The organism is Glycomyces mayteni (assembly GCF_042428885.1).
Classification (GTDB): domain Bacteria; phylum Actinomycetota; class Actinomycetes; order Mycobacteriales; family Micromonosporaceae; genus Glycomyces; species Glycomyces mayteni.
This window is the reverse complement of record NZ_JBHMBP010000004.1, coordinates 321,119-342,358: the sequence shown is the minus strand read 5'-3', so window position 1 is coordinate 342,358 and position 21,240 is coordinate 321,119. Positions and strand designations below refer to the sequence as shown.

Sequence of the window (21,240 nt, the reverse complement as noted above, 5' to 3'; positions counted from 1 at the left end):
CTCTAGGCGCGCTTGAGCTTGGCCTTGAGGAGGGTCCAGAGGGTCTTGAGGCGTTCGCGGAAGAAGTAGGCGGCGGCGATGGCGATGAGGACGAAGGGGATCGCGATCGGGAGGACCGTGGTGAAGCCGAGGACGACGACGAGGGCTTCGACGCCGATGAAGGAGATGACGCCCATGTACCCGAAGACCGTGACGGTCTGAATTTTGACGACGAGGGTGACGAGGGCGGTGCGGAGGCGGTTCACGGGGCGGGGGCGCCGCTGACGCGGTCGAGGTAGGCGGCGATGGCGTCGCGGTTCTTGAGGACGCATTCGGCCTTGCGGGTCATGCGGTCGCGCTGCTCGGCGAGTTGGGCGAGCATCTCGGGGTCGGGGACCGGGAAGTAGATCTGGCCGGGGCCGTCGAGGCAGGGGAGGATCTGCTTGATGATCTTGACGGGGACGCCGGCGTCGAGGAGGCCGCGGATCTGGCCGACGCGTTCGACGGTGGGCTCGGGGAAGTCGCGGTAGCCGTTGGGGGAGCGGTCGGCGGCGATGAGGCCGTGCTGCTCGTAGTAGCGGAGCATCCGGGCGGGGGCGCCGGTGCGCTCCGCCAGTTCGCCGATCCTCATGTGGGCCGCCTCACTCATGCTGGACTCTGACATTAGTGTCAAGGTTAGACGCTCTTTCACATGAGTGAAACCATCCTGTCCCGGTCCGCGGCACCGCGTCGGGAGCGGCTGCCCCTGTCGGGGCTCCTGGCCCTGTCGACGGCCGTGTTCATCACCGTCATCACCGAGTCGCTGCCCGCGGGCCTGCTGCCGGGCATGCGCGCGAGCCTGGGCGTCGGCGAGGCCGCGATGGGGCAGGCCGTCACGGTGTACGCGATCGGGACGGCCCTGACCGTGATCCCGCTGTCGTCGCTGACGGCCGGGTGGGGGCGCAAGCCGGTGCTGCTGCTGGCGATGGGCGGGTTCGTCGCCGCCAACACCGTCACGGCCGTGTCGCAGGACTACGCGCTGACGATGGGCGCCCGGTTCGTGGCGGGCATGGCCGCGGGCCTGTCGTGGGCGCTCATGGTCGGGTACGCGCGGCGGCTCGCGCCGAAGGGCATGGAGGGCAAGGCGATCGCGATCGTCATGGCGGGCATCCCGCTGGCGCTGGCGCTCGGGGTCCCGGCCGGGACGTTCATCGGCGGGGCGCTGGGGTGGCGGGAGTCGTTCGGGGTCATGTCGGGCCTGGCGGTGCTGTCGATCGCGTGGATCACCCTGGTGGTCCCGGACTTCCCGGGGCAGCGCGCCGGGGCGCGGACGCCGGTGCTGCGGGCGGCGGTGATCCCCGGGGTCCCGGCGGTCATGGCCGTCATCGCGGTCTACGTGATCGCCTACAACGTGCTGTACACGTACATCGCGGCGTTCCTGGAGCGGTTCGGGATGGGCGGCTCGGTCGACCGGGTGCTGCTCGTGTTCGGCGTCGCGTCGATCGCGAGCATCTGGATCACCGGCGCGCACATCGACCGGCGGCTGCGGCACCTGACGATCGCGGCGGCGGTCCTCACCGGCGGGGCGGCGGCCGCGCTGGCGGTGTTCGCGGAGGTCCCGGCGCTCGTCTACGTCGCGGTCGCGCTGTGGGGGCTGGGGCACGGCGGGGTGCCGACGCTGCTCCAGACCGCGGCCGGGCAGGCGGGCGCGAAGGCCGCCGACGCGGTGCAGGCGCTGGTGGTGACGTTGTGGAACGCGGCGACGGCCGCGGGCGGGGCGCTCGGCGGGCTGCTGCTGGTGCGGTTCGGGCCGCTGTCGCTGGCGTGGGCCGTGGTGGTGCTCGGCGTGCCGGTGCTGCTGGTGGCGGTGTTCGCGCGCAGGCACGCGTTCCCGGCCCGCCGCGAGGTGCCGGACGCGTCTTAGGCGAGGCGTTCGGCGAGCTCGGCCCTGCCGTAGGTGCCGAGCTTCTCGTGGAGGCGCAGCGCCCGGGTCCACTCGGCCCGGGCGGCGTCGTCCTCGCCGCGGGCGGCGAGCGCGTCGCCGATGCCGTGGCGGGCGCGGGCCTGCTCGTACAGGTCGGGGACGGCCTCGGCGAGGTCGAGGGCGTCGCGGTGCGCCCGTTCGGCGGCGGTGACGTCGCCGACGGCCCCGTACGCGAACCCGGCGTTGTTGAGGACCTCCAGGGCCAGTTCGGGACTGGAGGTGGCGACGGCCGCCTCGGCGGCGGCGCCCGCGAGGCGGGCCGCGGCCTCGCGGTCGCCGAGCCGGGCGTGCGCGAGGGCCTGGAGGGACTGCACGTAGACCTCCCCGAGGGGGTCGCCGCTCTGGCGGTACGCGTCGAGGGCGTCGGCGAGGAGGGCCGCCGCGCCGTCGGCGTCGCCCTCGCGCAGGCGCAGGCGCGCGAGGCCCGCGAGCGCGGAGGCGAGGTTCTGGGTCCAGCCGCGGTCGGTGAAGGTCTTGACGGCGCGGTCGAACCCGGCGCGGGCCTCGTCGTCGTTGCCCACGAGCATGTCGACGTGGGCGACGTCGTCGAGGGCGTTGACCTCCCGGTCGGCGTCCCCGAGGTCGCGGAAGACCCGGGCGGCCGCGGTGGCGCAGGTGCGGGCCTCGTCGAGGCGCCACTGCTGGATGTGCAGCTGCGCCATGGCGACGAGGGTGATCGCGGCGGCCTCGGTGTCGTCGAGGTCGGTGGCGAGGCGCAGCGACCGGCCGTGCGCGTCCTCGGCCTCGTCGAGGCGGCCGAGGGCTTTGAGGGTGTTGCCGAGCTGGCGCAGGAGCTTGACCTGGTGGGCGCGGTCGCCGGTGCGGCGGTCGGCGTCGAGGGCGACGCGCAGGCACGCCTCGGCCTCGCCGCGGACGCCGCGGATGTACTGGTAGCGCCAGAGGGCGTGGGCGAGGCGGGCGGCGTGCCAGTCGCGGCGCGCGGCGGCGGCGTGGCGGATCATCTCGCTGAGGGCGCTGTGGCGCGGGTCGAGCCAGGCGAGGGCGGCTTCGGGGCCGTCGAAGGCGGGCACGGGCACGTCGGTCGCGGGGACGACCTCGGGTTCGAGGCCGAAGACCGCCTCCCAGGTCCCGGCGACCGCGGCGAGGTGCCAGTCGTAGAGGCGGTCCAGGGCGGCCTCGCGCTCGTCGCGGGGGCGGCGCTCGGCGTGCTCGCGGGCGTAGGCGCGGACGAGGTCGTGGACGCCCCAGCGGCCGTCCCCGGCGGCCGCGGCCAGGTGGACCCCGGCGAGGCGGTGCAGGGCTGCGTCGGCGTCGCCGACGGGGGTCCCGGTGAGGGCCGCGATCCCGGCGGCCTCGAACTCGGTCGCGGGGTGCAGGCCGATCGCGTCCAGGACGTCCCGGTCGGCGGCGTCGAGGCGGGCCCGGGTGAGGTCGAGGCAGGCGCGCAGGCCCGCGGCCTCGTCGCCGGGGAGGTCGAGGTTCGCCAGGGGCGCGGCGGCGATCCGGTCGCGCAGTTCGCCGATGGTCTGCTCGGGGTGGGCGAGGGTCTGGCACGCGGCCAGGCGCAGCGCCAGCGGCAGGTCCCCGCAGGCGGCGGCGAGGCCCCGCGCGGCCTCGGGGTCGGTGGCGACGCGGTCGCGGCCGATCATCGCGTCGAGGAGGTCCATGGACTCCTCGCGGGTCAGCGGCGCCAGGCGCAGGTGCGGGACGCCGTGCGTCGCGGTGAGCCCGAACAGGTCCGTGCGGGCGGTGATGAGCGCCGCGGACCCGCCCGCGCCGGGGAGGAGGTCGCGCAGCTGCTCGGGGCTGCGGGCGTTGTCGAGGACGACGAGGACCCGCCGGTGCCCCAGCAGCGAGCGGAACATCGCGGCCCGCTCGTCCCCGTCGGCGGGGATCTCCTCGGGGCCGGTGCCGAGCGCGGTCAGGAACCGGTGCAGGACCGGGCCGGGCGCGAGCGGGTCGGTCCCGGAGAACCCGCGCAGGTCCACGTACAGCTGCCCGTCGGGGAACGCGTCGAGCGACCGGTGCGCCCAGTGCAGCGCCAGGGCGGTCTTCCCGATCCCGGCCGGGCCCGCGAGGACGACCGCTCGCGGGGACTGGAGGTGCTCGTCGACGAGGTGCAGCTCCCGCTCGCGGCCGGTGAACGCGTGCGGCGGGCCCGGGAGCTGGCGGGGGACCTGCCCGGTGTCGGCGACGTCGGCGGCGCTGATGCGCGCGCACTGCGCCAGCCAGGTCTCCACGGCCGCCTCGTCGCCGCCGCAGGCGCGCACGAGCGCGGCCACGACCTCGGCGCGGGGGACGGCGTCGCGGTTGAGGACCGCCGCGAGCGTGCTCGTGGGGAGCCAGTCGCCGCGGTCGCGGGCGCGCCGGCTCACCTCCCGGATGCTCAGCCCGGAAGCCGCCCGCAGCTCGCGCAGCAGCGCCACGAGCTGCGGCGCCGAACCGGCCGAGGAGGGGTCGAGGCCGTCGAGGGATTGACGCACGTCACGATCCTACCGGCGCCCCGCCCCCCTGTCCGCCCCCGTCCCGGACGGACCGGGACACCCGGGACCCTTGCGGCGCACCGGGTCCGGTGGTGCACTCGACGCAGATGCCTTGTGCAGTGAAAGGCGGTGCGCCGTGGCCGCGGACCCCATCAGAGAACCCGATTTCGGCACCGTGCTCGACCGGGCCGTCGCGGACTTCCGCAAGGCCCTCCTCAAACGCTGGCGCGAGCGCGCCGCGGAGGTGGTCGCCGAGGGCAAGGGCCGGTTCCCCCAGGGGTGGCGCCGCAGCGGCGGGGCCGAGCCGATGTGGCCGTACTGGGAGGCGCTGGCCCGGCTCCACGTCGACTACCGCCATTACCGGTGCAGGGTCGTGCACTGGGCGGAGAGCGGCCAGAACGGGCCGGTGCCGAAGTGCGAGGGCAGCATGGACCTCGGCCCGGTCTCGATGGAGCGGCCGAGCTACATCGACGCCAAGGGCGTCCAGCGGGCGATCCCCGACCGCATCGAGTGCGGGATGCCGCAGATCATGGCGCAGATCGAGGCCTGGTCCCACCAGGAGGCCGCCGTCGTGCGCGCCGCCCTGCCGGAGTTCGGCGTCCACGACCTCGGCGAGATCGAGCAAGCCCAGGCGGCGCTGCTCAACCTGGGCGGGCAGCTCGGCCTGGAGGCCGCGAAGGGCTCGGACCAGACGCTCCCGTTCAAGCCGGCCAGCAATGCCGACCTGCTCTCCGACCTCGGGAAACTCGCCGAGAACAACAATGACGACGCGGGCTGGTACGCCGCCTGGACCGGCGCGGCGGCGAAGGCCCTCAAGGACGGGTTCTTCGACTCCGTGGAGCCCACGTTCAAGAACCAGGCCGGGATCGCGGGGAGCCTGTCGAACCTGTACGCCGCCCGAGGCACCGTCGTGTACCAGGGGCGCAGCGGGGACCTGAAGATCCTCACCGAGGCGACCAAGGCGCTCGGCGAGACGAAGACGACCGAGACGGACCTCGACGTGGTGTGGAAGGTGTTCGGGGCCATCGGGACCGGCGTGGCGGCGTTCCCGCCCGCCACGGCGGTCGGCACGGTCGTCAGCCTGGCGGGCATCGCGGGGGAGATCTTCCTCCCGAAGGTCAAGAGCGTCTCGTACGCGACGACCGTGGAAGAGGCCATGAAAGCGGTGTGGGACGACATCGACGACCACAACACCGAGGTCGCGAGCGCCGAGTCCGACTTCAGCTCCGGCGCGGCCGCGGTCCGCGACGTCGTCTACGGCATCCACAGTTTCAACCTGGAGTTCTACGACATCACGCAGAACAACGCGAAGGGCAACGCCGGGAAGGGCGCCCATGCGGACGTCGACGAGATCATGAAGATCGCCGGCACCTGCTTCGAGGCCGCGAAGACGTACGAGGGGCTGGTCCGGCTCCTGGACGGACTCGACGGCGCCGAGCCCTCCCTCTCCGACAAGGACGGCGCCGAGGCCGGGGGCGACGCGAAGCTCAAGGGGCTGCGCGAAGAGTTCCGGGGGTTCCTGAGCACCGCGTGCGGCCGCCTCTACGAGACCGGGACCCAGATCAAGGAGGCGGCCAGGCTGTACGCGAAGACCGACGAGGAGCAGGCCGCGGTCTTCGCGAGCATCGAGTGGGAGGAGGGCGAGGCGCCGGAGAAGGCGAAGGCCTGGGCCGAGGCCACCGACCGCTCGGGCTGGGACCCGTACGAGGGCAGCTCCGTGATGGAGGGCCAGAAGCGGCCCGGCCACAACGACCCCGGCGCGGACGACTACGCGACCGCCCTCGGCGGCTGAACCCTCAGCAGACCGGGCCCGGGGCCTTGGCCGTGGCTCTCGCCAAGTCGCGGACGAGGTCGAGGTCGACCTTCGCGGGGGTGGGGAAGCGCAGGCAGCCTTTGCCCATGTCGTGGGCGGCGAGGCGGGAGGCGAAGGCGTCCTTGACGTCGGTGCGCATGAGGTAGAAGGCGATGTGGCGCTTCTGGGAGGCGATGGCGATCTCCGCTTCGCCCTCGCGCAGGTAGCAGGGCATGCCGTGGGCCATGGCCTCGGTGAAACCGGGGAGCTCGGCGCGGCAGACGTCCCGGATCGCGGTCATGACGGGGCGGCGGTCGTCGGGGAGGGCCGCGAGGTACTCGTCCACGGTCGCGGCGCTGCTGCTCACCATGGGCCCAATGTAGCCGCCGGAACGATGAATCCGGCCCCGCCGGCTCGTCTCAACTGATGCAATCGGCTGTAGGCGTACAGCCCAGGACCCGTTCGGAGGACGCGAGCAATGCAGAAGATCGTCACCAACATCTGGTACACCGACGGCGCCGCCCAGGAGGCCGCCGAGTTCTACACCTCCCTGTTCGAGGACGCCAAGATCACTGGGAGCATCCCGTTCGTCGAGGACGCCCACGGCAAGGCCGGGACCGCCATGGTCGTCAACTGGGAGCTCGCCGGGCAGCAGTTCACCGGCATCAACGGCGACGCCTCCGCCAAGCACGACCACGCCATGTCCCTGCTGGTCAACTGCGACGACCAGGCCGAGATCGACCGCCTCTGGGACGCGTTCCTGTCCAACGGCGGCAAGGAGATCGAGTGCGGCTGGGTCGCCGACAAGTGGGGCGTCAACTGGCAGGTGTGGTCCACCGAGGCCGAGAAGTACGTCGGCGGGCCCGACAAGGCCGGCGCCGAGCGCGCCGTCAAGGCCATGTACGGCATGAAGAAGATCGACCTCCAGGGCCTCAAGGACGCCTACGAGGGCAAGTAGCCGGAACGGCGGGCGACCCGGTCCCCCGCGCGGGGGACCGGGCCCGCACCCGCGAGGGAGGCGGCGGGCGGGGAAGCGATGCACGCTGGAACCGTGAACGTCCGCTGGCACAATGGCCCCATGCGCCTCCTCGCCCCGCTCCGGTCCGGGGCCACCTACCGCGGGTGGGTCTGGCTCATCCTCGGCGGCGCCCTCATGATGCCGTTCATGGTGGTCGGCGCCCTCGGCTACAACTGGCTCCACCCCGACGCCGGGTTCGGGGGCGTCCTCGACCCGTACGTGTTCGCCGCGGTCGTGCCCCTCGTCGCCGCCGTCTCGCTTCTCCTGCCCGACCGCGAAGTGGAGCGCACCGCCGCCCGACGCCTCCTCGGCGCCGAGTTCGCCTCGCCCGCCGACGACGACTCCTGGAACACGCGCTGGCGCACCGGCTGCTGGTTCACCCTCCACGCGGTCGTCGGGGGCCTCCTGTCGGGCATGACGCTCGCGCTCGTCCCGTTCGCCGCCTACCTCGTGATCAACGGCGTCCGCCGCCTTTTCGGCCTCGGCACCTCCGGCCCGTACGGGGGCCTGCTGACCGACTGGGGCCTGCTCACCGGCCCGCTGTTCCTCATCGCCCTGATCCTCCTCGTGGCCGCGGTCGCCGCGGGCGTGCGGGCCCTCGCGCCGCACCTGCTCGGACAGGGCGCGGCCGACCGGCTCGCCGCCTCCCGCGCCGAGACCGCGCGCCTCGCCGCCCGCAACCGGATCGCCCGCGAACTCCACGACTCGGTCGGGCACGCCCTGTCGGTGGTCGTGGTCCAGTCCGAGGCCGCCTCCCGGCTCATCACCGCCGACCCCGCGTTCGCCGCGACCGCCATGGCCGCGGTCGGCGAGACCGCGCGCGAAGCCCTCGCCGAGCTCGACGCCGTCATCGGGGCGCTCCGCGAGGACCGCGAGGAGACCCGCGGCCCCCAGAAGGACCTCGCCGACCTCGACGCGCTCGCCGCCGAGTGCGGCGTGCGCACCGAGCTGCGGATCACGGGCGACCCGGATGCGGTGGGCCGCTTGACCTCCCGCGAGACGTACCGGATCGTCCAGGAGGCCCTCACGAACGTCCTGCGCCACGCCGACGAGCCCCGCGCCGCCGTGGACCTCGACGTCGCCGCCTCGGGCGTGGCCGTCGCCGTCGCGAGCCCCGCCGCGCGGCGGCCCCGGCCCCGCCCCGGCGGGCGCGGCCTCATCGGCATGGCCGAGCGCGCCGCCGTCCTCGGCGGCACCGCCGAGGCCGGATGGGACGCCGGGACCTGGACCGTCCGCGCCGCACTGCCCGACCGCACCCCGAACGACACGACCTTGAACGACACCGCCCTGAACGACACGGCTCCGAACGACGACACCGCCCCGGAGGGGACCGCATGACCGCGCCGCTGCGCATCGCGCTCGTCGACGACGAGGCCCTCATCCGCTCCGGGTTCGCCGCCGTCATCGGCGCCGAACCCGACCTCGACGTCGTCGCCCAAGGCGCCGACGGGATCGACGCGCTCGCCATCGCCCGCTCCGGCAGGGCCGACGTCATGCTCATGGACGTGCGGATGCCGAAAGTGGACGGCATCGAGGCCACCGCCCGGATCACCGCCGAGCTCGCGGACCCGCCGAAGATCCTCGTCGTCACCACCTTCGACAACGACGACTACGTGTGGCAGGCCCTGCGCGCGGGCGCCGACGGGTTCCTGCTCAAGCGCACCCGCCTCGAAGACCTCCTCGCGGCCGTGCGCCTGGTCGCCCGCACCGACGCGCTCCTGTTCCCCGAGGCGGTCCGCCGCCTCGCCGCCGCCGTCCCCGACCGCAAGGCCCCCAAGGGCATCGGCGACCTCAGCGAACGCGAGCGCGAAGTGCTCACCCTCGCCGCCCGCGGCCTGTCCAACGCCGAGATCGCCGCCGAGCTGTTCCTCGGCCGCGAGACCGTCAAGACCCACCTGAGCAGCGTCTACACCAAGCTCGGGGTGCGCGACCGCACCCAGGCCGTCATCGCCGCCTACGAAGGCGGCCTCGTCTAGAGGACTCCCGCGAACCCGGGGCCGCGCGCCCCGGGTTCATTCGTGCTATGGTTCATTAGTCAAGTAATGAACCTAAGAACCAACGAACCCTAAGGAGGCGAGATGTTCGATGACGGCTCACCGATCTACCGGCAGATCGCCGACCAGATCAAGGCCGAGATCATGAACGGATCGCTCGAACCCGGAGGCAAGGTCATGTCGACCAACCAGTACGCCGCGTTCTACCAGATCAACCCGGCCACGGCGCAGAAGGCGTTCCGGGAGCTGGTCGACGAGGGCGTCCTCTACAAGCAGCGCGGCGTCGGCATGTTCGTCGCCGAGGACGCCCGCGACAAGCTGTCCGCCGACTTCCGCGAGCGCTTCTTCGAGCGCGTCCTGGCCCCCCTGGTCCGCGAGGCCCGCCAGGCCGGCATCCCCCTGACCGACATCATCGACTACCTCCGCACCCAGGAAGGCGCCCTGAAATGAGCCTGTCCGTCACCCTCCGCGACGTCGCCCTCAAGTACGGTTCCGAAGCCGCCCTCACCGGCATCGACCTCGACCTCGAAGCCGGGAAGATCTACGGCCTCCTCGGCCGCAACGGCGCCGGCAAGACGAGCCTCCTCAGCCTCGTTGCCGCGTTCCGCAAGCCCACCTCGGGGCAGGTCCTCGTCGGCGGCGAATCGGTGTGGGAGAACGCGCCGGTCGTCTCCCGCGTCGCCCTCATCCGCGAGGGCGGGGACTTCGACGACACCGAGACCGTCAAGGCCACCATCGAATCCGGGAGCATCCGGCCCTCGTTCGACGCCGAGTACGCCTACAAGCTCGCCGACCGCTTCGAGGTGCCGCTGAAGAAGCGCGTCTCGGCCCTCTCCCGCGGCAAGCGCTCCGTCCTCGCCGCCGTCTGCGGGCTCGCCGCCCGCGCCGACCTCACCATGTTCGACGAGGTCCACCTCGGCATGGACGCGCCCACCCGCGACGCGTTCTACAAGGAGCTCCTCGCCGAGTACATGGACCGGCCCCACACCGTGGTCCTGTCCACCCACCTCATCGACGAGGTCGCCAACTACCTCGAAGAGGTCGTCATCGTCGACCGCGGCCGCATCCTGCGCCACGCCGACGTCGAGTCCTTCCAGGGCATGGGCGCCACGCTCACCGGCCCCGCCGCGGCCGTCGACGCCCTCGGCCTCGACGCCCTCGCCGAGCAGCGCCTCGGCGGCACGAAGAGCATCACCGTCGCCGACGCCCTCGACGCCGAGACCCGCTCCCGCGCCGCCGCGGCCGGGATCGAGATCGGCCCCGTCGGCCTCCAGGACCTCTTCATCCACCTCACCGCCCCGCACCCGTCGCCCCACCCGCACCCCGAACCGGAGAGGGCTGCGCCCTCGCAACTCCGCAAAGACCGGAACGGAGCCTGACGATGACCGCCCCCGCCCTCGCCTCGCGCCGCTACAGCCTCGGCGCCGGACTCGCCGGCGCCGCGCTCAACTACTTCAAGTACTGGATCCTCGCCGCGGCCGTCCTCAGCCTCGCCGTCCCGCTCATCGTCGCCCAGTACACCGACGTTCAGCTCTCCGCCTGGTACTACGCCGCCAACGGCGCCAAGTGGTTCACCGCGTTCGTCGGCGGCGGCTTCGTGTACACGCTGCTGCCCCAGCTCATCGCCACCGGGCTCACCCGCCGCGAACTCGCCGCGTCCATGGGGGTCTTCGGCCTCCTGTGGTCCCTCGGCCTCGGCGCCGTCGCCTTCGCGGGCCTGCTCGCCGAGCACGCCTACTACGGCGCGTTCGGCTGGTCCCAGGGCATCGACGCCAACGACGGCATCGCGCCCATCGGGTCCCTCGCCGACACCGCCTCCTTCGCCGCGTACCTGCCGCTGCTGCTCCTGTCGTACTTCGCCGCGGGCGTCGTCATCGGCGTCGCCTCCTACCGCTGGGAGCACACCGGGTGGCTCCTGGTCGTGCCGATCCTCCCCGTCGTCTTCGGCCTCGACGCGGCCCTGTTCAACACCGAGCCCGTCGGCCCCGGCTGGATCGGGTTCCTCGGCCTGTACATCGACGAGTGGGGCCGCGTCCCCCTCGCCGCGCTGATCGCGCTCGCCGTCGCGGCGCTCGCCGTCGCCGCCCGCCGCCTCCTCATCGACATCCCCCTGCGCTCGAAGCGGGCCTGACCATGACCGCCGTCCACCACGTGCTCCCCGGGCGCCGCTACCGCCTGGGCCTGGGCATCGCCCTCGGCGCCGCCCGCTGGCTCCGCTGGATCGGGCTCGCCTGGATCGTCCTCACCCCGCTCCTGTCCGTGCTGCTCGTCAACGCGATCGAGACCGGCCTGTGGGCGATCACCGCCACCGTCTTCCAGTGGTTCGTCGCCTCCGCCGCGGGCCGCTGGCTGTACGCCAACCTGCCCGCCGCGATCAGCCGCGGCGTCACCCGCCGCGAACTCACCACCGCCCTCCTCGTGTTCGGGACGCTCGCCTCGATCGCCACGACCGCCGTCGTCACCGCCGGGTTCGCCGCCGAGCACGCCCTCCTGTCGGCCGCGGGCGAACCCCTCGGCACCTGGGGCGACGCACTCGGCAACGGCACCCGGTACCTGCTCATCACCCCGATCTACTGCTTCACCGGCGCGCTTATCGGCGCCGCCGCGCTCCGCTTCGCGGGCCGCGCCTGGTTCACCCTGGTCGTCCTCGTCGCGGCCGCCGGGCAGTACTCCGGCGTCCTCGCCCTGGAGTTCGGCTACGCCCGCGGCGGCACCGACCTCGCCGGGTGGGCCGGCATCTGCCTCGCCGTCACCGCGGTCCTCGTCGCGGGCCTGGCCGCGACCCTCCGCACCGTCCCCGTCCGAACGAAATGAGCCCGACCATGAACCCGACCGCGACCGCCGCCGACCCCGCCGCCGCACTCGCCCGGCGCCGCTACCGGCTCGGCGCGCGCATGTTCACCGCCGCCGTCCGCTGGCTCCGCTGGTGGCTCCTCGCGGCCCTCGTGCTCGCCGTCCTCGGCGGGCCCCTCATCCATCTCATCTGGGGCGCCGACGCGGGCGCCTGGACCGGCACGATCTCGGTCCTCCAGTGGTTCACCGCGATCACCGGCGGCGTCTTCCTCCACAGCTCCCTGACCGGCCTCATCTCCCGCGGCGTCACCCGCCGCGAGATCACCGTCGCGTTCCTCGTCTTCGGCGCCCTCGCCTCCGCCGCGCTGGCCGCCCTCGCCGTCACCGGCTTCGCCGTCGAGCACTTCATGCTCGGCCTCGTCGCCGCACCCGACGACACCTGGGGCCAGGTCCTCGCCAAGGGCGCCAGGTACCTCCTCATCGGGCCCGCGTACTTCTTCGCCGGCGCCCTCGTCACCGCCGCGGCCGCCCGGATCGGCAAGGAGGGCGCGTTCGTCGTCGTCCTGTTCCTGCTGTTCCCGTCCATGCTCATCGCGGGCACCCTGTCGCTGGAGTTCTTCGGGTACACCGTGGACGCGTTTAGCTGGCGGGCCGCCGCCTGGATCGGCTCAGGCCTGGCGTTCATCGCCGCCATGGTCACCGCGCTCGTCCTGGTCCTGCGGTCCGTGCCGGTGCCCAAGCGGGGCGGCTGAACCATGGGCCTCCTCGTCGCCGACGTCCCGTTCCCGGTGCTCGTGGTCGCCGCGTGCATCGCGGCGGGCGTCGTGGCGGGGCTGCTCCTCACGGCCGGGACGCCGCCCGCCCCGCCCCGCGGCTCGCCGAGACGCGCCACACGGCCGCCCGACCCCTCACGTGCGGCCCCGGGAGGGTGGGACACTGGTGACCGGCCAGTACAAGCTCCGGAAGGTCAGCACATTGTCGATCCAGCCCATCCGCATCTTCGGCGACCCGGTCCTGCGCACCGCGGCGGAGGAAGTCGACACCTTTGACAAGGAACTGCGGAACCTCGTGAAGGACCTGCTCGACACCATGCGCGACGAAGGCGGCGCCGGGCTCGCCGCCCCGCAGCTCGGCGTCGGCAAGCGCGTGTTCTCCTTCGACGTCGACGACGTCATCGGCCACATCGTCAACCCCGTCCTCGAATTCCCCGACGAGGAGGAGCAGGACGGCCCCGAAGGCTGCCTGTCCCTGCCCGGCCTCTACTTCGACACGATCCGCCGCCAGAACGTCGTCGCCAAGGGCTTCAACGAGTACGGCGACCCGCTCCAGATCGTCGGCACCGGCCTCATGGCCCGCTGCCTCCAGCACGAGACCGACCACCTCGACGGCATCATCTTCATCGACCGCCTCGACTCGGAGCGCCGCAAGGCCGCGATGACCGAGATCCAGGCCCAGGACTGGTACAACGAAGACGTCAAAGTCAAAGTCACCCCCCACGACACCAAGGGTGTGTTCTTCAAGCGATGAGGATCGTCTTCGCCGGGACCCCGGAGGTCGCCCTGCCGACCCTGGAGGCCCTCCACGCGTCCGACCACGACGTCGTGGCCGTCCTGACCAGGCCCGACGCCCCCACCGGCCGCGGCCGCAAGGTCCACCGCTCGCCCGTCGCCGCCTGGGCCGACGAGCACGGCGTCGAGGTCCTGGCCCCCGCCAAGCCCCGTGAGCCCGAGTTCCTGGAGCGCCTCGCCGAACTCGCCGCCGACGTCGTCCCCGTCGTCGCCTACGGCGCGCTCGTGCCCCCCGCCGCCCTGGAGATCCCGCGCCTCGGCTGGATCAACCTGCACTTCTCGCTCCTGCCCGCATGGCGCGGCGCCGCCCCCGTGCAGCACGCGGTCCTCAACGGCGACGCCATGACCGGCGCCTGCGTCTTCCAGCTCGAACAGGGCCTCGACACCGGCCCCGTCTACGGCCGCCTCACCGAGCCCATCGGCCCCCGCGACACCTCCGGCGACCTCCTCGACCGCCTCGCCGCCGCGGGCGCCCGCCTCACCCTCGACGTCGTGAACGGCCTCGGCACCGGAGCCCTCGTCGGCGAACCCCAGCCCGAGGACGGCGTCTCCCACGCCCCCAAGATCACCGTCGAGGACGCCCGCGTCCGCTGGAGCGACCCCGCGTTCGCCGTCGACCGCCGCGTCCGCGCCGTCACCCCCGCCCCCGGCGCCTGGACCGACCTCGACGGCCAGCGCCTGCGCCTCGGCCCCGTCGTCCCCGACCCCGAAGGGCCGCAACTGGAACCCGGCCAAGTCGCCGTCGCGAAGAAGACCGTGCACGTCGGCACCGCCACCGAGCCCGTCCTCCTCGGGCAGGTCCAACCCGCCGGAAAGAAGCCCATGGACGCCGCATCGTGGGGCCGCGGCCTCCAGACCGCACCGAGGTTCGCATGAGCGACAACAGGTCCCGCAAGCGCGCGCCCCGCCGCGACGACGACGCCCCGCGTCCCACGGTCAACCCGCGCCGCATCGCCTTCGACGCGATCCGCGCCGTCACCGCCGACAACGCCTACGCCAACATCGTGCTGCCCCGCATGATCAACGAGACCGGCCACACCGGCCGCGACGCCGGGCTCATCACCGAGCTCACCTACGGCACCCTCCGCAGCCTCGGCACCCTGGAACGGATCCTCGCCGCCGCCTCCGGACGCGACGTGCGCGAACTCCAGCAGGACCTCCTCGACGCCCTCTGCCTGGGCGCCTACCAGCTCCTGTACATGCGCATCCCCGCGCACGCGGCCGTCGCCACCACCGTCAGCCTCGTCAAGGCCGCCGTCAGCCCCCGCGTCTCCGGGCTCGCCAACGCCGTCCTGCGCAAGGTCGCCGCGAAGGACCTCGACCAGTGGTGCGAGGACCTCGCCACCGGCGACCGCCTCCACGACCTGTCGCTGCGCCACGCCCACCCCGAGTGGATCGCCCGCGAGTTCGAGGCCGTCCTCGGCCCCGAGGAGCTCGCGCCCGCGCTCGCCGCCGACAACGTCGCGCCCCCGGTCCACCTGTGCGCCAAGCCCGGCCGCATCACCAAGGGCGACCTGTCCCGCGAGACCCGCGGCGGCCTCCACGGCCAGTACTCGCCGTACGCGGTGTACCTGCCCGGCGGCGACCCCGGCCGGATCAGGGCCGTCGCCACCGGCCTCGCGCACGTCCAAGACGAGGGCTCGCAGCTCGTCGCCGTCGCGCTCGCCGAAGCGCCCCTGGAGGGCCCCGACGCGGCCTGGGTCGACCTGTGCGCCGGCCCCGGCGGCAAGACCGGGCTCCTCGGCGCGCTCGCCGCGGAGCGCGGCGCCCGCCTCGACGCCGTCGAGGTCCAGCCCCACCGGGCCGAACTGGTCGCCAAGGCCGCCAAGGGACTCCCGGTCACCGTCCACACCGGCGACGGCCGCCTGTTCGGCGAGCCGGGCTCGGCGGACCGGGTGCTCGTGGACGCGCCGTGCTCGGGGCTCGGCGCGCTGCGCCGCCGCCCGGAGGCGCGCTGGCGCAAGCAGCGGTCCGACCTCGACGCCCTGGTGCCGCTCCAGCGGGAGCTGCTGGCGGCGGGACTCCGCTTGGCGCGCAAGGGGGGCCTGGTCGCGTACGTGACGTGCTCGCCGGTGCTCGACGAGACCTCGGAGGCCGTGGAGTCGGTGCTCAAGGCCGGGGGAGCGGAGCTCGTGCGCCCGGACTGGCTGCTCGACCGCGTCCCGGACTCGGCGCGCGGGGACTTCGTGCAGCTGTGGCCGCACCGGCACGGCACCGACGCGATGTTCATGGCGCTGCTGCGCAAGACCGGCAACCGGTAACAACCCAGTTCGAGCGCGGTGCGCGCCGCGGTCGTCGTTCCGCGCTGCCTTTTGACGGGTGAGGTCGCTTAACCATGCTCTTTGGAAGCGCTACCATACATTGACATAAGTGAATGTACTCCGGGCTACCGGCATCTAGACCCCAAGGAGCACCAGATGAACCGACGAAATCGCCTCGCGGCGATCGTCGCGGGAGCGGCCACCGCAGTGGTCGCCGCGCTCAGCGCGGGCTTCCTCCTCAGTCCCAACGCGGGCGCGCAGGACGTCTCCGCGCAGGCGCAGGCGCTGTGGACGAACCCGAACACGGCGGCGGCCCGCTGGGTCGCCCAGAACCCGGGCGACTCGCGCGCCAACATGATCCGCGACCGGATCGCCGAGACCCCCGCGGGCACCTGGTTCACCCAGACCAACCCGACCGGCGGCATCGCGTCCCAGGTCTCGGCCGTCGTGGACGGCGCGGCCGCCGCGGGCGCGGCCCCGATCATGGTCGTCTACAACATCCCCAACCGCGACTGCGGCGGCGCCTCCGGCGGCGGCGCCTCCAGCCACGAGGTCTACCGCGGCTGGATCGACCAGATCGCCGCGCAGATCGACGGGCCCGCGTACATCATCCTCGAACCCGACGTCATCGCGCACGACTGCTACAACTCCACCGAGCGGGCCCAGATCAACGCCTCGCTCTCCTACGCGGCCCAGAAGCTCAACGCCGCCGACCCCGCCGTGAAGGTCTACATCGACGCCGGGAACTCCGCCTGGCTCACCCCGAGCGTGGCCGGCTCCCGCCTCCAGGCGGCGGGCATCCAGAACGCCGACGGCTTCTCGCTCAACGTCTCCAACTACCGCACCACCGAGGAGGCCACCGCCTGGGCCAACCAGGTCCGCGGCATCGTCGGCTCCGGCAAGACCGCGGTGATCGACACCAGCCGCAACGGCAACGGCCCGCTCAACCCGCCGAACCCCAACGACTGGTGCGACCCGCCCGGGCGCGCGATCGGCAAGTTCCCGACCACCGCGACCGGCGTCGCGGGCATCGACGCGTACCTGTGGGTCAAGCTCCCCGGCGAGGCCGACGGCTGCGCCGGCGCCGCGGGCCAGTTCATCCCCGACCTCGCCTACCAGCTCGCCAACAACGCGGGCTCGGGCTGGCCCGGCGACGTCGAGCCGACCGACCCGGTCACCTCCGACGACCCGACCAGCGACGGCCCGACCACCGGCGGACCCGCCGAAGGGGACTGCACCGTCCACATCGACACCGTCTCCTCCTGGAACGGCGGCTGGCAGGGCAAGGTCTCGATGACCGCCGACGCGGCCGTCAACGGCTGGACCGTCCACTGGACCTGGCCGGGCTCCCAGTCCGTCCAGTCGAGCTGGAACGTGCAGCTCACGACCTCCGGCTCCACGGTCACCGCCAGCGACGTCGGCTGGAACGGCGCCGTCGCCGCGGGCCAGACGAAGGAACTGTTCGGCTTCGTCGCCTCCGGCCCGGCAGCGGACTTCGACGTCCCCTGCTGAGCAGAAAGCTGACCTGAGCCACAGAAGGCACCAGGTGTCCGGCCTGCGTCGCGGTTTCGCGACCTACACTGTCCGTGTGGCACAGTTCCAAGCGGCGCAGGCCGACACCGTCATCGCACCCAGCCTCCTGGCGGCCGACTTCGCCCGCCTCGCGGAGGCGGCCGAGGCGGTCGAGGGCGCCGTGGACTGGCTCCACGTCGATGTCATGGACAACCACTTCGTCCCCAACCTCACGCTCGGCCCGCCGATCGTCAAGTCCCTCAAGGCCGCCACGGACATCCCGCTCGACTGCCACCTCATGATCGAGGACCCCGCGCGGTGGGCCGTCGGCTACGCCGAACTCGGCGCCCACAACGTCACCTTCCACGCCGAGGCCAGCGACGACCCCGTCGCCCTCGCGAAGGACCTGCGCGCCGCGGGCTCCAAAGCGGGCCTCGCCATCGACCGCGACACCCCGGTCGAGGACTACCTGGACCTCCTGCCCGAGTTCGACACCCTCCTGATCATGACGATCAAGGCCGGATTCGGCGGCCAGCAGTTCATCCCCGCCATGCTCGACAAAGTCCGCACCGCCCGCGAGCGCGCCGCCTCCGGCCACCTGGAGCTGCGCATCGAAGTCGACGGCGGCATCGCCGACGACACGATCGCGGCCGCCGCCGAGGCCGGCGCCGACGCGTTCGTCGCCGGGACCGCCGTCTACGGCGCGGACGATCCAGCCGATGCGGCCAGGCGCCTGCGCGCCCGCGCCGACGCGGCGCGATCACCCCAATGAGCCGCGCATGGCCGCAACCACCCCTGACCTGGTCCTCATCGCCGACGCCGACCCCGAGATCGCGGAGTTCCTCGCCGCCCGCCTGAGAGCCGACGGCTTCGACACCGCGCTCGCCCGGGACGGCTACCAGGCGCTCGCCGGGATCGCGCTGCGCCGCCCCGGCATCGTCCTGCTCGAAGCCGACCTGCCGTTCATCGACGGCCTCGCGCTCACCCGCCAGCTCCGCGCCGACCCGGCCACCGCGAGCCTGCCGATCATCCTGCTCGGCGCCCAGCCGTCCTCGGCCGACAAGATCGCCGGGCTCAAGGCCGGGGCCGACGACTACATCGCCAAGCCCTTCGACCCCGCCGAGGTCTCCGCGCGCATCGACTCCGCGATCCGCCGCCACCGCGAGGTCCGCGAGTCCTCCCCGCTCACCGGCATGCCCGGCAACGACCGCATCCTCCGCGAGCTCCAGTCCTGGATCAAGCGCGGCGACCCGTTCGCCTTGTGCTACATCGACATCGACCAGTTCAAAGCGGTCAACGACGTGTACGGGTTCGTGCGCGGCGACGAGTTCATCAAGGGCCTCGCCGAGTGCGTCTACGCCGCGGCGGGCGACGCGGGCGCCGCCCCGGTGTTCCTCGGGCACGTCGGCGGCGACGACTTCACGATCCTGTGCGTCCCCGAACACGTCGAGGCCGTCACCGGCTTCCTCAACGACCACTTCGCGCGCCGCGTCCGCCAGCTGTGCGACCCCGAGGACGCCGAGCGCGGCTACATCGAGCACGCCGACCGCGTCTCGCGCCGCATGACCCGCTCGCGCCTGCCCACCCTCTCGATCGGCGTCGCCCTCTCCACGCAGCGGCGCTTCGCCGACGCCTACGAGGCCGTCGCCGAGGCCACGGCCCTCAAGAGCGTCGCCAAGTCCCACTCCGGGACGTACGTCGCCTACCCCGAGGGCCGCGCCCCGGGCCGGGGCGGGCGCCGTCCCGTGTTCTGGACGAACGAGCACTGACCGGCCTGCCGGCAAGTAGGGTGCGTCACAGTACGGACCGCGGCGGAATACCGGCGTGGCACAATTCCTTGTAGCAAACGCGCGTCAGCGGGGTCGGTGCAATTCCGAGCCGGCGGTGAGCGGCGAAAGCCGCGAGTCCGCGACCCGTCCGCAACCAGCGGACGGTTGACCTGGTGAGAATCCAGGACCGACGGTCAAAGTCCGGATGGGAGCAGACGCAACGCGGGAGGCCACTGGTGGCCCCTGCGAGTATTTCTCTTGCCCCCGCCTGCGCGCCGCAGAATACGCAGCAGGTAGGGAGTTCACACCGTGTTCACCGGAATCGTCGAAGAACTCGGCGAGGTCGTCAAGTCCAGCGAGGCGTTCCTCGCGGTCCGCGGCCCGCTCGTCACCTCCGATGCCGCCCTCGGCGACTCGATCAGCGTCAACGGCGTCTGTCTCACCGTCGTCCAGGTCGACGGCGACGTCTTCACCGCCGACGTCATGGCCGAGACCTACCGCCGCACCGCGATCGGCGACCTCCGCGAAGGCGACCGCGTCAACCTCGAACGCGCCGCCACCCTCACCACCCGCCTCGGCGGGCACCTCGTGCAGGGCCACGTGGACGGCGTCGCCCACATCGTCAAGCGCACCCCCGCCGCCGAGTGGGAGGAAGTGACCTTCCGCCTCCCCGCCGGGCTCGCGAAGTACGTGGTCGAGAAGGGGTCCATCACCGTGGACGGCACCTCCCTCACCGTCGCGTGGATCGAGGGCGACGAATTCAGCGTCGGCCTCATCCCCACCACCCTTGAAGCGACCACCTTGGGCCGCAAGCAGGTCGGCGACCCGGTCCACATCGAGACCGACGTCGTCGCCAAGCACGTCGAGAAGCTGCTGGAAGCCGCTGGAGGCACCCGATGAACGACATCCGCCTGAACACCGTCGACGAGGCGATCGCCGCGATCAAGGCCGGCCGGCCCGTCATCGTGGCCGACGACGAGGGCCGCGAGAACGAGGGCGACATCATCTTCGCCGCCGAGGACGCCACCCCCGAGCTCGTCGCGTTCACGATCCGCCACACCGGCGGCTACCTGTGCGTGCCCATGCTCGCCGACCGGGCCGACCTGCTCCAGCTCCCGCCCCAGGCCGCCGAGAACCAGGACCCGCGCGGCACCGCGTACACCGTCACCGTGGACGCCCGCCGCGGCATCGCCACCGGCATCTCCGCGGCCGACCGCGCCCACACCATCGGCGTGCTCGCGAACCCCGGCACCGTCGCGGGCGACCTCAGCCGTCCCGGACACGTCGTCCCCCTGCGCGCCAAGGAAGGCGGCGTGCTCGTGCGCACCGGCCACACCGAGGCCGCCGTGGACCTGGCCCGCCTCGCGGGCAAGCAGCCCGTGGGCGTGCTGTCGGAGATGATGAACGACGACGGCACCATGATGCGCCTGCCCGAGCTCCGCGAGTTCTCCGACGAGCACGGCCTCGCGCTCATCACCGTCGCCCAGCTCGTGGAGTGGCGCCAGCGCAACGAGGTCCACGTCAAGCGCCTCGCCGAGGCCCGCCTCCCGCTCGAATCCGGGGAGTTCACGGCCGTGGGCTACCGGGCCGTGTTCGACGGCAACGAGCACGTGGCGCTCGTCAAGGGCGACATCGGGGACGGCGAGGACGTGCTCGTCCGCGTCCACTCCGAGTGCCTCACCGGCGACGCGTTCGGCTCGCTGCGCTGCGACTGCGGCCCGCAGCTCCAGGCCGCGCTGCGCGCGGTCGAGGCCGAGGGCCGCGGCGTCGTGCTCTACATGCGGGGCCACGAGGGCCGGGGCATCGGCCTGGTGCACAAGCTCCAGGCGTACCAGCTCCAGGACCAGGGCCGCGACACCGTGGACGCGAACCTCGAACTCGGCCTGCCCGCCGACGCCCGCGACTGGGGCATCGGCGCGCAGATCCTCGAAGACCTCGGCATCAAGTCGATGCGGCTGCTGACCAACAACCCGGACAAGCGCGCCGGGATCGAGGGCCACGGCCTCAAGGTCGTCGACCGGGTGGCGCTGCCGACGTACGCCACGCCCGACAACATCGCCTACCTGACCACCAAGCGCGACCGCATGGGGCACCTCCTCGCGGACCTGCCCCAGCTCGCGCCCGTCACCGCAATGGAAGCCGCATAA

The 21,240-nt window shown here is 72.9% G+C and carries 22 protein-coding genes and 1 riboswitch; of the genes, 18 read left to right on the top strand and 4 right to left on the bottom strand.

Annotated features, from left to right (window positions below; genetic code table 11):
- Nucleotides 1-2: 2 nt before the first annotated feature.
- A complete protein-coding gene (locus ACFFXY_RS16875) occupies nucleotides 3-245 on the bottom strand; it encodes a hypothetical protein (RefSeq protein WP_382352957.1) in 243 nt (80 codons plus the stop codon).
- Entirely contained in the window at nucleotides 242-610 is a 369-nt protein-coding gene (locus ACFFXY_RS16870; protein WP_382352954.1) for a MerR family transcriptional regulator, read from the bottom strand. Before ACFFXY_RS16870 ends, ACFFXY_RS16875 begins: the two co-directional genes overlap by 4 nt.
- A gap of 60 nt (nucleotides 611-670) precedes the next feature.
- On the opposite strand from ACFFXY_RS16870, the gene ACFFXY_RS16865 reads away from it, so the two are divergent.
- Complete coding sequence (locus ACFFXY_RS16865) at nucleotides 671-1,882, top strand: MFS transporter (protein ID WP_382352951.1); 1,212 nt, start codon at nucleotides 671-673, stop codon at nucleotides 1,880-1,882.
- On the opposite strand, the gene ACFFXY_RS16860 is transcribed toward ACFFXY_RS16865, so the two are convergent.
- On the bottom strand, nucleotides 1,879-4,386 hold the full coding sequence (locus tag ACFFXY_RS16860) for an ATP-binding protein (protein WP_382352948.1): 2,508 nt from the start codon (nucleotides 4,384-4,386) through the stop codon (nucleotides 1,879-1,881). The genes ACFFXY_RS16865 and ACFFXY_RS16860 overlap by 4 nt on opposite strands.
- Before the next feature lie 136 nt (nucleotides 4,387-4,522).
- Here ACFFXY_RS16860 and ACFFXY_RS16855 point away from each other — a divergent pair, with 136 nt between their 5' ends.
- On the top strand, nucleotides 4,523-6,178 hold the full coding sequence (locus ACFFXY_RS16855) for a hypothetical protein (RefSeq protein WP_382352945.1): 1,656 nt from the start codon (nucleotides 4,523-4,525) through the stop codon (nucleotides 6,176-6,178).
- Between the two features lie 4 nt (nucleotides 6,179-6,182).
- Here ACFFXY_RS16855 and ACFFXY_RS16850 read toward each other — a convergent pair whose 3' ends face one another.
- Nucleotides 6,183-6,548: an iron chaperone gene (locus ACFFXY_RS16850; RefSeq protein WP_382352942.1), complete on the bottom strand. Its 366-nt coding sequence runs from the start codon at nucleotides 6,546-6,548 to the stop codon at nucleotides 6,183-6,185.
- 108 nt (nucleotides 6,549-6,656) lie between these two features.
- Between ACFFXY_RS16850 and ACFFXY_RS16845 the strand changes: the two genes are divergently transcribed.
- The 16 genes from ACFFXY_RS16845 to ACFFXY_RS16770 all read left to right on the top strand — a co-directional run bounded on the left by ACFFXY_RS16845 (nucleotide 6,657) and on the right by ACFFXY_RS16770 (nucleotide 21,240).
- Nucleotides 6,657-7,136, top strand: a complete 480-nt coding sequence (locus tag ACFFXY_RS16845; RefSeq protein WP_382352939.1) for a VOC family protein — start codon at nucleotides 6,657-6,659, stop codon at nucleotides 7,134-7,136.
- 93 nt (nucleotides 7,137-7,229) lie between these two features.
- The gene (locus tag ACFFXY_RS16840; protein ID WP_382352936.1) at nucleotides 7,230-8,534 is read left to right on the top strand and encodes a sensor histidine kinase; all 1,305 of its coding nucleotides are present in this window, start codon (nucleotides 7,230-7,232) and stop codon (nucleotides 8,532-8,534) included.
- Nucleotides 8,531-9,172, top strand: coding sequence for a response regulator (locus ACFFXY_RS16835; RefSeq protein WP_382352933.1), 642 nt, complete (start codon nucleotides 8,531-8,533; stop codon nucleotides 9,170-9,172). Before ACFFXY_RS16840 ends, ACFFXY_RS16835 begins: the two co-directional genes overlap by 4 nt.
- Before the next feature lie 102 nt (nucleotides 9,173-9,274).
- A complete protein-coding gene (locus ACFFXY_RS16830) occupies nucleotides 9,275-9,640 on the top strand; it encodes a GntR family transcriptional regulator (protein ID WP_382352931.1) in 366 nt (121 codons plus the stop codon).
- Entirely contained in the window at nucleotides 9,637-10,569 is a 933-nt protein-coding gene (locus tag ACFFXY_RS16825) for an ATP-binding cassette domain-containing protein (RefSeq protein WP_382352928.1), read from the top strand. Before ACFFXY_RS16830 ends, ACFFXY_RS16825 begins: the two co-directional genes overlap by 4 nt.
- A 2-nt stretch (nucleotides 10,570-10,571) precedes the next feature.
- Nucleotides 10,572-11,321, top strand: a complete 750-nt coding sequence (locus ACFFXY_RS16820) for a hypothetical protein (RefSeq protein ID WP_382352925.1) — start codon at nucleotides 10,572-10,574, stop codon at nucleotides 11,319-11,321.
- Between the two features lie 2 nt (nucleotides 11,322-11,323).
- Nucleotides 11,324-12,004 carry a hypothetical protein gene (locus ACFFXY_RS16815; RefSeq protein ID WP_382352922.1) on the top strand — a complete coding sequence of 227 codons (681 nt, stop codon included), beginning with the start codon at nucleotides 11,324-11,326 and terminating at the stop codon, nucleotides 12,002-12,004.
- Nucleotides 12,005-12,012: 8 nt separating this feature from the next.
- Nucleotides 12,013-12,735, top strand: a complete 723-nt coding sequence (locus tag ACFFXY_RS16810) for a hypothetical protein (RefSeq protein WP_382352919.1) — start codon at nucleotides 12,013-12,015, stop codon at nucleotides 12,733-12,735.
- A gap of 223 nt (nucleotides 12,736-12,958) precedes the next feature.
- On the top strand, nucleotides 12,959-13,510 hold the full coding sequence (gene def, locus ACFFXY_RS16805) for a peptide deformylase (protein ID WP_359951606.1): 552 nt from the start codon (nucleotides 12,959-12,961) through the stop codon (nucleotides 13,508-13,510).
- The gene (gene fmt, locus ACFFXY_RS16800) at nucleotides 13,507-14,427 is read left to right on the top strand and encodes a methionyl-tRNA formyltransferase (protein ID WP_382352916.1); all 921 of its coding nucleotides are present in this window, start codon (nucleotides 13,507-13,509) and stop codon (nucleotides 14,425-14,427) included. The genes def and fmt overlap by 4 nt, the downstream gene beginning before the upstream one ends.
- The gene (locus tag ACFFXY_RS16795) at nucleotides 14,424-15,812 is read left to right on the top strand and encodes an RsmB/NOP family class I SAM-dependent RNA methyltransferase (RefSeq protein ID WP_382352913.1); all 1,389 of its coding nucleotides are present in this window, start codon (nucleotides 14,424-14,426) and stop codon (nucleotides 15,810-15,812) included. The genes fmt and ACFFXY_RS16795 overlap by 4 nt, the downstream gene beginning before the upstream one ends.
- Before the next feature lie 156 nt (nucleotides 15,813-15,968).
- Complete coding sequence (locus ACFFXY_RS16790; protein WP_382352910.1) at nucleotides 15,969-17,324, top strand: glycoside hydrolase family 6 protein; 1,356 nt, start codon at nucleotides 15,969-15,971, stop codon at nucleotides 17,322-17,324.
- Nucleotides 17,325-17,400: 76 nt separating this feature from the next.
- Nucleotides 17,401-18,096, top strand: a complete 696-nt coding sequence (gene rpe / locus ACFFXY_RS16785; RefSeq protein ID WP_382352907.1) for a ribulose-phosphate 3-epimerase — start codon at nucleotides 17,401-17,403, stop codon at nucleotides 18,094-18,096.
- Between the two features lie 7 nt (nucleotides 18,097-18,103).
- Nucleotides 18,104-19,093 carry a GGDEF domain-containing response regulator gene (locus ACFFXY_RS16780; RefSeq protein ID WP_382352904.1) on the top strand — a complete coding sequence of 330 codons (990 nt, stop codon included), beginning with the start codon at nucleotides 18,104-18,106 and terminating at the stop codon, nucleotides 19,091-19,093.
- Nucleotides 19,094-19,172: 79 nt separating this feature from the next.
- Nucleotides 19,173-19,314, top strand: a riboswitch (FMN riboswitch).
- An 88-nt stretch (nucleotides 19,315-19,402) separates the two neighbouring features.
- Nucleotides 19,403-19,993, top strand: a complete 591-nt coding sequence (locus ACFFXY_RS16775) for a riboflavin synthase (protein WP_382352901.1) — start codon at nucleotides 19,403-19,405, stop codon at nucleotides 19,991-19,993.
- Nucleotides 19,990-21,240 carry a bifunctional 3,4-dihydroxy-2-butanone-4-phosphate synthase/GTP cyclohydrolase II gene (locus ACFFXY_RS16770; RefSeq protein WP_382352898.1) on the top strand — a complete coding sequence of 417 codons (1,251 nt, stop codon included), beginning with the start codon at nucleotides 19,990-19,992 and terminating at the stop codon, nucleotides 21,238-21,240. The genes ACFFXY_RS16775 and ACFFXY_RS16770 overlap by 4 nt, the downstream gene beginning before the upstream one ends.

What these genes read in the sequence shown, in the direction of transcription:
- ACFFXY_RS16870 (WP_382352954.1), bottom strand. Translation starts at nt 610, where the DNA reads ATGAGGATCGGCGAACTGGCGGAGCGCACCGGCGCCCCCGCCCGGATG.
- ACFFXY_RS16865 (WP_382352951.1), top strand. Translation starts at nt 671, where the DNA reads ATGAGTGAAACCATCCTGTCCCGGTCCGCGGCACCGCGTCGGGAGCGG.
- ACFFXY_RS16850 (WP_382352942.1), bottom strand. Translation starts at nt 6,548, where the DNA reads ATGGTGAGCAGCAGCGCCGCGACCGTGGACGAGTACCTCGCGGCCCTC.
- ACFFXY_RS16845 (WP_382352939.1), top strand. Translation starts at nt 6,657, where the DNA reads ATGCAGAAGATCGTCACCAACATCTGGTACACCGACGGCGCCGCCCAG.
- ACFFXY_RS16835 (WP_382352933.1), top strand. Translation starts at nt 8,531, where the DNA reads ATGACCGCGCCGCTGCGCATCGCGCTCGTCGACGACGAGGCCCTCATC.
- ACFFXY_RS16830 (WP_382352931.1), top strand. Translation starts at nt 9,275, where the DNA reads ATGTTCGATGACGGCTCACCGATCTACCGGCAGATCGCCGACCAGATC.
- ACFFXY_RS16825 (WP_382352928.1), top strand. Translation starts at nt 9,637, where the DNA reads ATGAGCCTGTCCGTCACCCTCCGCGACGTCGCCCTCAAGTACGGTTCC.
- ACFFXY_RS16820 (WP_382352925.1), top strand. Translation starts at nt 10,572, where the DNA reads ATGACCGCCCCCGCCCTCGCCTCGCGCCGCTACAGCCTCGGCGCCGGA.
- ACFFXY_RS16815 (WP_382352922.1), top strand. Translation starts at nt 11,324, where the DNA reads ATGACCGCCGTCCACCACGTGCTCCCCGGGCGCCGCTACCGCCTGGGC.
- ACFFXY_RS16810 (WP_382352919.1), top strand. Translation starts at nt 12,013, where the DNA reads ATGAACCCGACCGCGACCGCCGCCGACCCCGCCGCCGCACTCGCCCGG.
- fmt (WP_382352916.1), top strand. Translation starts at nt 13,507, where the DNA reads ATGAGGATCGTCTTCGCCGGGACCCCGGAGGTCGCCCTGCCGACCCTG.
- ACFFXY_RS16795 (WP_382352913.1), top strand. Translation starts at nt 14,424, where the DNA reads ATGAGCGACAACAGGTCCCGCAAGCGCGCGCCCCGCCGCGACGACGAC.
- ACFFXY_RS16790 (WP_382352910.1), top strand. Translation starts at nt 15,969, where the DNA reads ATGAACCGACGAAATCGCCTCGCGGCGATCGTCGCGGGAGCGGCCACC.
- ACFFXY_RS16780 (WP_382352904.1), top strand. Translation starts at nt 18,104, where the DNA reads ATGGCCGCAACCACCCCTGACCTGGTCCTCATCGCCGACGCCGACCCC.
- ACFFXY_RS16770 (WP_382352898.1), top strand. Translation starts at nt 19,990, where the DNA reads ATGAACGACATCCGCCTGAACACCGTCGACGAGGCGATCGCCGCGATC.